At 67.1% G+C, this 7,144-nt stretch carries 7 protein-coding genes; 5 read left to right on the forward strand and 2 right to left on the reverse strand.

Annotated features, from left to right (window positions below; genetic code table 11):
• The first annotated feature begins 40 nt into the window (after window positions 1–40).
• On the forward strand, window positions 41–1,720 hold the full coding sequence (locus AC6LJW_RS29215; protein WP_498088950.1) for an ABC transporter ATP-binding protein: 1,680 nt from the start codon (window positions 41–43) through the stop codon (window positions 1,718–1,720).
• Here AC6LJW_RS29215 and AC6LJW_RS29220 read toward each other — a convergent pair.
• Window positions 1,691–2,488 (reverse strand): AraC family transcriptional regulator, encoded by a 798-nt coding sequence (locus tag AC6LJW_RS29220; RefSeq protein ID WP_056570612.1) that lies wholly within the window; start codon window positions 2,486–2,488, stop codon window positions 1,691–1,693. The genes AC6LJW_RS29215 and AC6LJW_RS29220 overlap by 30 nt on opposite strands.
• Window positions 2,489–2,706: 218 nt before the next feature.
• On the opposite strand from AC6LJW_RS29220, the gene AC6LJW_RS29225 reads away from it, so the two are divergent.
• From AC6LJW_RS29225 to AC6LJW_RS29235, 3 genes are read left to right on the forward strand one after another with little or no spacing between them, the layout of a single operon-like run.
• Complete coding sequence (locus tag AC6LJW_RS29225; RefSeq protein WP_056570457.1) at window positions 2,707–3,675, forward strand: Bug family tripartite tricarboxylate transporter substrate binding protein; 969 nt, start codon at window positions 2,707–2,709, stop codon at window positions 3,673–3,675.
• On the forward strand, window positions 3,668–4,549 hold the full coding sequence (locus AC6LJW_RS29230) for a PhzF family phenazine biosynthesis protein (RefSeq protein ID WP_498088947.1): 882 nt from the start codon (window positions 3,668–3,670) through the stop codon (window positions 4,547–4,549). Before AC6LJW_RS29225 ends, AC6LJW_RS29230 begins: the two co-directional genes overlap by 8 nt.
• The gene (locus AC6LJW_RS29235) at window positions 4,537–5,037 is read left to right on the forward strand and encodes a RidA family protein (protein WP_498088948.1); all 501 of its coding nucleotides are present in this window, start codon (window positions 4,537–4,539) and stop codon (window positions 5,035–5,037) included. The genes AC6LJW_RS29230 and AC6LJW_RS29235 overlap by 13 nt, the downstream gene beginning before the upstream one ends.
• Window positions 5,038–5,130: 93 nt before the next feature.
• On the opposite strand, the gene AC6LJW_RS29240 is transcribed toward AC6LJW_RS29235, so the two are convergent.
• Entirely contained in the window at window positions 5,131–5,682 is a 552-nt protein-coding gene (locus tag AC6LJW_RS29240) for a Dps family protein (protein ID WP_056570452.1), read from the reverse strand.
• A 158-nt stretch (window positions 5,683–5,840) separates the two neighbouring features.
• Between AC6LJW_RS29240 and AC6LJW_RS29245 the strand changes: the two genes are divergently transcribed.
• Window positions 5,841–7,019: an MFS transporter gene (locus AC6LJW_RS29245; protein ID WP_498088949.1), complete on the forward strand. Its 1,179-nt coding sequence runs from the start codon at window positions 5,841–5,843 to the stop codon at window positions 7,017–7,019.
• The last annotated feature ends 125 nt before the right edge of the window (window positions 7,020–7,144 follow it).

Raw genomic sequence — 7,144 nt, forward strand, 5'->3', positions numbered from 1 at the left:
GGCCCCGACGGCCGGCGCCCCCGACTCCCCCATCCTCGACGTGCGCAACCTGAAGGTGCGCCTGCCCGGCAGCGGCGATCGCAGATATGCCGTGGACGACGTGTCGTTCACCGTTCGTGCCCGCGAAATCGTCTGCATCGTGGGCGAATCCGGGTCCGGCAAGTCCGTGACGTCCAGCGCCATCATGGGCCTGTTGCCCAAAGGGACACTCACGCTGGAAAGCGGCCAGATTGCGCTATCGGGCCGCGATATCACGCACGCCGGACGGGACACGCTGCAGAAGCTGCGGGGCAACCGGATGGCAATGATCTTCCAGGAGCCGATGACGGCGCTCAATCCGCTCATGCGCGTCGGCGACCAGATTGCGGAGGTGTTCGAGTTCCACGCGAAGACGCTCGGGCGCGAGGCGGTGGCCAGCCGTGTCCTGGCCCTGCTGTCCGATGTGCGCCTGCCCCATCCCGAAAAGCTCCAGCATGCGTACCCCCACCAGTTGTCGGGCGGTCAGCGCCAACGCGTGATGATCGCGATGGCGCTGGCGATGGAGCCGGGCTTGATCATCGCGGACGAGCCGACCACGGCGCTGGACGTGACGTCGCAGGCGCAGGTCTTGCGGCTGCTCAACGACCTGCGGGGCCGCCACGACAATGGCGTCCTGTTCATCACCCACGACTTCGACGTCGTCGCGGAGATTGCCGACCGCGTCGTCGTGATGCAGGCGGGGCGTATCGTTGAGCAGGGCACTGCCGCCGATGTGCTTGAGCGCCCCCGCCACCCTTACACGCAGCGCCTGCTGGCAGCGCGTCCGCGCGGCGATTTCCGCGCCAAGCCGCTGGAACCGGCAGACACGCCGGCGCTGGAGGTCCGCGACCTGACCCTGCGCTTTGAAACCCGGTCCCTGTTCAAATCCCGGCGCCGCCGTGTCGATGCGCTGGGCGGCGTGTCGTTGCAGTTGGCGCGGGGCGAGACGCTGGGCATCGTCGGCGAGTCAGGCTCGGGAAAGACTACGCTGGGCCGCTGCCTGGCCCGCTTCGCCTCCCCGACGTCGGGAGAGATTTTCATCGATGGGCAACCGGTCGGCAGGCTGTCCGGACCGCAGGCGCGTGCTTACCGAAAACGCGTGCAGATGGTGTTTCAGGACCCCTTCCGCTCGTTCAACCCGCGCCGCAGAATCGGCCGCACGCTGGCGGAAGGCCCTCTGAACTTTGGGGCGCAACCCGCGCAGGTTCACGCCCGCATGATCGAGATGCTGGAGCTCGTCAGCATGGATCCCGGCGCGCTGGACCGGTTTCCGCACGAGTTCTCGGGCGGACAGCGCCAACGCCTGTCAATCGCCCGCGCGCTGATGATGGAGCCGGAAATCCTGATTGCCGACGAAGCGGTCTCCGCGCTGGACGTTTCGGTGCAGGCGCAGATCCTGGACCTGCTGGAATCCATCCGGGAACGGCTGGGCGTGAGCATTGTTTTCATTACGCACGACCTGCGCGTCGCCGCACGCCTGTGCCATCGCATCGCCGTCATGCAGCGTGGGTGCGTGGTGGAAATCGGCGCGGCACGGGATGTGTTCCTGCAGCCATCCAGCGACTACACCCGGGAACTGATCGCTTCCATTCCGGGCCACGCCCCAACGGCGGGAAGCCCAGGAAAGGCGCTGTTCGAATCCGACGCGGGCGCCGCCCGCTCGCCTGCCCTTTCAGGACTGTGCGGCGATGCCGGCTTCTGATGAGGGGTCCACCGCACGCAGCAGCCGGCCCAGGTGGCCGCTGCTGGAAAACCCCAATTCGGCGCTGACTCTCGCCGCCGGCTCGCCCATGGCAAGCCGCTGGCGCGCGGCCTGCGCCAGGACCATGCGGCGCAAGGAAATGGGAGACTGGCCATAGGCTTCCATGCAGGCGCGCTGCAGCGTGCGGGTGGTGGCGCCGAGCACGCTGGCCGAATCGGCGATCGCCGGCAACGGCTGCCCCGCTTCCAGCCGCTCGCGCAAGAGCTCCAACCATTGCCGCGCCAATGGCAGCGGCGCCTGCGGCGTCAGAACCTGGCCGTGAATCCGGTGCGTCGCATCCAGTTGGGTGATCAACGCCTCCACCAGCATCGGCAGCGCCGACGCCGACAACGCCGGCTTCCAGAGTGCGTCCAGCATGGCCTGCGCCGCGCCATCCAGCTGCAGCACGCCCCCCGCCCGGCAGGCCCGTAGCAATTCCGGCGCCAGATAGAGCTCGCCATGCTGTTGCGAAATGCTTTCGGCGCGCGTGCTGTGTTCGACATGGGACGGCAGCAACAACGCCTGGCCTCGGACCAGCCGGCAGCGGCGGCGCGCGCCCGCCTCGTCCCGCCAGGCGCTGTCCAGCGCGCCGGCCCGGGGCCAAAGCAGCATGGCGCAGTCGTGTTCGTGCCAATGGAAGGCGTAGCGCGGCTGCCGGCTGGCAGCCAGGGCGAAACCTGTCTGGGCGATGAGGTCCTGTTTGGAGGAAAGCGGGACGGAACGCGACATGAGGGAGTGCGGGCGTGTGGTGCGCCGGGGGATGCCCGGCAGCGGCAAGATTGGGCGTTGGGCCAGTATCGGCGCGCGGCCGCTTTCATGCAAGCCCGGCGCGGGCGCGTGGTTTCCCTTGTCGCGCTTGGGATCGGCTACTGTCGCGTCGCGGTTCGCCGCCGGCACGCCTGCTTCTTACGATCTGGGTCATTCGACAAACACACAAGGGGAAATCCATGAATCGCACACTTCCGTCGGCGTTGCTCTGCGCCGCCCTGCTTGCCCTGCCGCTTGCCAGCGCTTTGGCCGAACCCGCCTGGCCGGACAAGCCGATCACCCTGATCGTGCCCTTCCCGGCCGGCGGCGGCACGGATCTGGTGGTGCGGACGTTGCAGCCTGCGCTGACGCGCGAACTGAAGCAGACCGTGATCATCCAGAATGCGGGCGGCGCGGGCGGAACCGTGGGCTCGGGCCAGGCCGCGCGCGCCAAGCCGGACGGCTACACCGCGCTGGCCGTCACGACCAGCACCACCGCGCTCGCCGCCCACCTGTACAAAAACCTGCCATACAAGCCGGCCCAGGATTTCGATTACATCGGCTTCATCGGGACGTCGCCCTATGTGCTGGCGGTGCAGCCCGCCCTGAAGGCAGCCACGCTTGCCGAACTGGTCGGCGCGCTGAAAGCGCGCCACGTCGGCACGTATGCCTCGGTGGGCGCCGGCACGGTGTCGCACCTGCTGGGCGAGATGTTCAAGAAAGACGAGAAACTGGATCTGACGCACGTTCCCTACCGTGGCGCGGCGCCCGCCTACACGGATCTGATCGGCGGTCAGGTCGACATCATGTTCGACAACCCCGTGGGCCTGGCGCCCTTCGTGCAGAGCGGCAAGCTGATCGCGGTGGCGACCACCAGCGCCACCCCCATCCTGCCCAACGTCCCCACCTTCGCGGCGCAGGGCATGCCGGCCTACACGCAATCGCTCTGGTATGGCCTGGCCTTCCCCAAGGGCACGCCGCCGGCCATCGTGGAAAAGATGAACCTTGCCCTGAACACGGTGCTGCGGGACCCGGCCATTGCCGCCGACCTGGCGGCCAAGGGCGTGGACGTCAAACCCGGCACGGCCGACTCGCTGACTCAAACCGTCTCACACGACCTCACCTTCTGGGGCAACCTCATCACCAAGACCGGAGTCCAGTTTGACTGACCTTCACCCCTCCCCCCTTCCCGCCCAGCCTCCCGCCGGTCAGGCGGCCCTGCTGCGCGTGTTCGTCGATTCGACCCAGCCCCTGCAAGGCGGAAACCCGGTGCCGTTGGTGCTTGACGCGCGCGGCATGTCGGCCGCCGACATGCAAGCCCTGGCCGCCCATCACGGCCACGAATCGTCCTTCGTGGTGCCGGCCGACCGCGATGACCACCTGTGCCAACTGCGATTTTTCGTGCCCGGCCACGAAATGGAGATGTGCGGCCACGCAACGGTGGGCACGCTCTGGGCCCTGCGGCAGTGGGAACGCTGGAGCACGCCGCGCGCACGCGTTCAGACCTTGAGCGGCAGCGTGGACATCGAGTGGGACAACGCCGGCAATCGCGCCTGGGTGTCGCAACCTGCCGTTGTCACCTCAGCGCTCACGCCAGCGCAATGCCGCGCGATCGCCGCCGTGCTGCGCATCGACCCCGAATTGCCCGGCCTGCACATGATCAATGCCAGCACCAGCCGCGTAAAGACGTTGGTGCGGATGCCGACCGTGGCCGACCTGGATGCCTTGGCGCCGGACTTCGATGCGATGCGGGACATCTGCGAAGCGATCGGCTCGACCGGCCTCTATCCCTATGCGCTGAGCGAGGACAGCGCCAGCGCGCGGCAATTTCCCAAGGCGTCCGGCTACCCCGAGGATGCCGCCACCGGCATTGCCGCCGCGGCCTTGTGGGGCTACCTGAACGAGACAGGCAGCGTGCCGGCGGACCGGGTATACACGGTCCGCCAGGGCGTGGCCATGGGCTCGCCGTCGGCAATCCAGTTGCGCCGGCGCGCAGACGCCCCCGGATGTTGGTTGAGCGGCGAAACGCAATGGATGCGGTAACCCGCCTCTGTACGGCCGAGTCGCGGCTGACCGCGGCCGGCTGGCGCCTGCCCGCCGCGCCCGTTCCGCGCGGCGCCTATGCGCCCTACCACCTGGCAGCCCTGGGCGGCGCAACCCTGGTCTGCGTCAGCGGCCAGGCCAGCCGGCGGGACGGCACACCCATCGTCGGAATATGCGGGCATGGCGCCGATCTGGACGCGGCTCGCGCGGCGTGCGCGCAGGCTGCACTGAGCGCGCTGAGCGCCCTGCGCCAAGCCTGCGGCGGCGATTTGGACCGCGTGCGCGCCGTCCTGCAGTTGCGCGGCTATCTGCGCAGCGAGGCGGAATTCGAAGACCACAGCGCGGTGCTGGACGGTGCATCACAAGTGCTGCAGACCGCATTCCCGCACATGCCGCGTCCGGCGCGCAGCGCGGTGGGCGTGACCAGCCTGCCAGGCCGCAGCTGGGCCGAAATCGAAATCAGCGCGCTGCTGGACGACCGCAGCTGACCCCGCCAACCCGCCCGCGCGGCCGGGCGGGTTGGCGGGCGGCACTGATACGACGATAACGGTATGACTGAACCGCCGCTTCGGCGGCCAGGCTCAATGCCCCGTCGAGTCGCCCTGACGGCTGGCTTCGAACAGGAACCACGTGCGCCGCTCGGTCTCGTCGATCCAGTTTTCAATGAGGCTGGAACTGGCGATATCGCGATGCTCGTCGGTGACGTTGTGGGCTTCACGCAGCGACGCGGCCAGCACCTTGTTGTCTTCGCGCAGTTCGGCCAGCATGTCCAGCGGCTGCACGTAGTCGGCGTCGTTGTCGGCAATGCGCTGCGACCGCGAGATATGCCCGATGGACCGCAGCGTGGTGCCGCCAATCTTGCGGATGCGTTCGGCGATGGGATCCGTCATGGCGAACAGCTGATCGCCCTGCTCGTCCAGCAGCAGGTGATAGTCCCGAAAGTGGGGACCGCTGACGTGCCAATGAAAATTCTTGGTCTTCAGATACAGCGCAAATACGTCGGCCAGTATCTGGTTCAGCGCCGCGGAGATGTCGCGGGTGGCGTCAGCGGCGAGGTCGGTGGGCGTCGCCAGCGGCGCCTTGCGGCGGTCCTTCAGCGCCTTGGTGGTCTTCTCATTCAGTTTCTTGGCCATGAATCGCAGCTCCTGGATATGAATCGGAAAACACGATCGCGGCGCGCTTGCAACTGGCCGCGAGGCTCAGCGTAAATCTCCGGCTGCGCTTTGCCAATGCCCGGCGCGACGAAGGAGTATGCTACGCCGCTTCGCATCTCCCAGTTTCCTTCACCACCATGCGCGGCAATCCCGACGCCAGGCAAGGCGCCATCGCGTTGCACGGGTTCTATTTCCTGTACTACGGCTTGCAGGGCGTAAGCATCCCGTTCTTGCCCTTGTGGTTCGCCAGCCGGGGACTGGACCCGGCGCTGATCGGGCTGATCGTCGCCACCTCATTCCTGCCAAAGATCGTGTCGACGCCGATCGTGGCCCACGTGGCGGACCAGACGGGCCGCGCCCATGCGCTGATCGCTTCGGCGCTGGCCGCATCGCTGGCGCTTTTCGTGTGCTATCCGTTCAGCCAGACTTCAGCTTGGCTGCTGGCGATCACGTTGCTGCTGAACGCGGTGTTTCCCGCCGTGCTGCCGCTGATGGACCGCATGGCTATTGCAAGCGGGCGTGGACAAGGCAACTCCTACACGGTGATGCGCGCGTGCGGGTCGCTGGGATTTGCCATGGTGACCGTGGCGGGCGGCTATCTGATCAAGACGTTCGACACGGACTGGGTGATGTGGCTGTCGATCCTGCTGATCGTCGCGTGCCTGGCGTGCGTGCGCCTGTTGCCTCGGGCGGCACGGCCTGCGGCCAACGACACTCCGGTCGACCGCACGCGCCTGCCCATGCGCGACGTCCTGCGGGACCGCCCGCTGCTGTTGTGCATCGCCGCGGCTTCGCTGGTGCAGGCGAGCAACGGCTTTCTGTATTCCTATTCGACGCTGCACTGGACCGCGAACGGGTTGTCGACGGCGATGATTTCGCTGCTGTGGGTGGTGGGTGTGGCGAGCGAGGTTTTGTTCTTTTTTCTGGCGCCTCGCATTTTGGCGCGCACGGGCGCGCAGTGGCTGATTCTTGCCTCGGCCGTCATGACTGCGATCCGCTGGACGGGATTGTCTGCCACCACGGATCCTGCGTTTATCGCTGGCCTGCAATTGCTGCAATGCTTCACCCTGGCCGGCAACAACGCCGCGATCATGTGGTACATCACCCGCCATGTCCCGGCAGCCTGCAAAACGTCCGCGATTGCGTTGTACGCGTTGCTGTCGGGCGGCGTGTTCATGTTCGCCAGCATTCAGATTGGCGGCGCGATGTATCGGAGCTATGCGCCGGGTGGCTTTCTGGTGATGGCGATTTGCGCGGCTTGTGCGGTGCCGTTGGTGGGGTATGCGGAGAAGATTCGGCGGCGGGGGACGGTGTGATTGTGGTTGGCGGTTGCTAAGCATGGTTGGCGGTTGCTAAGCATGGTTGGCGGTTGCTGGGTATCGTCGGCGTTGCTGGGCATGGTTGGCGTTCTTTAGACGCCCGGCGCGGCGTGGGCCTGGGG

The organism is Achromobacter sp. 1012554356, from assembly GCF_059760815.1.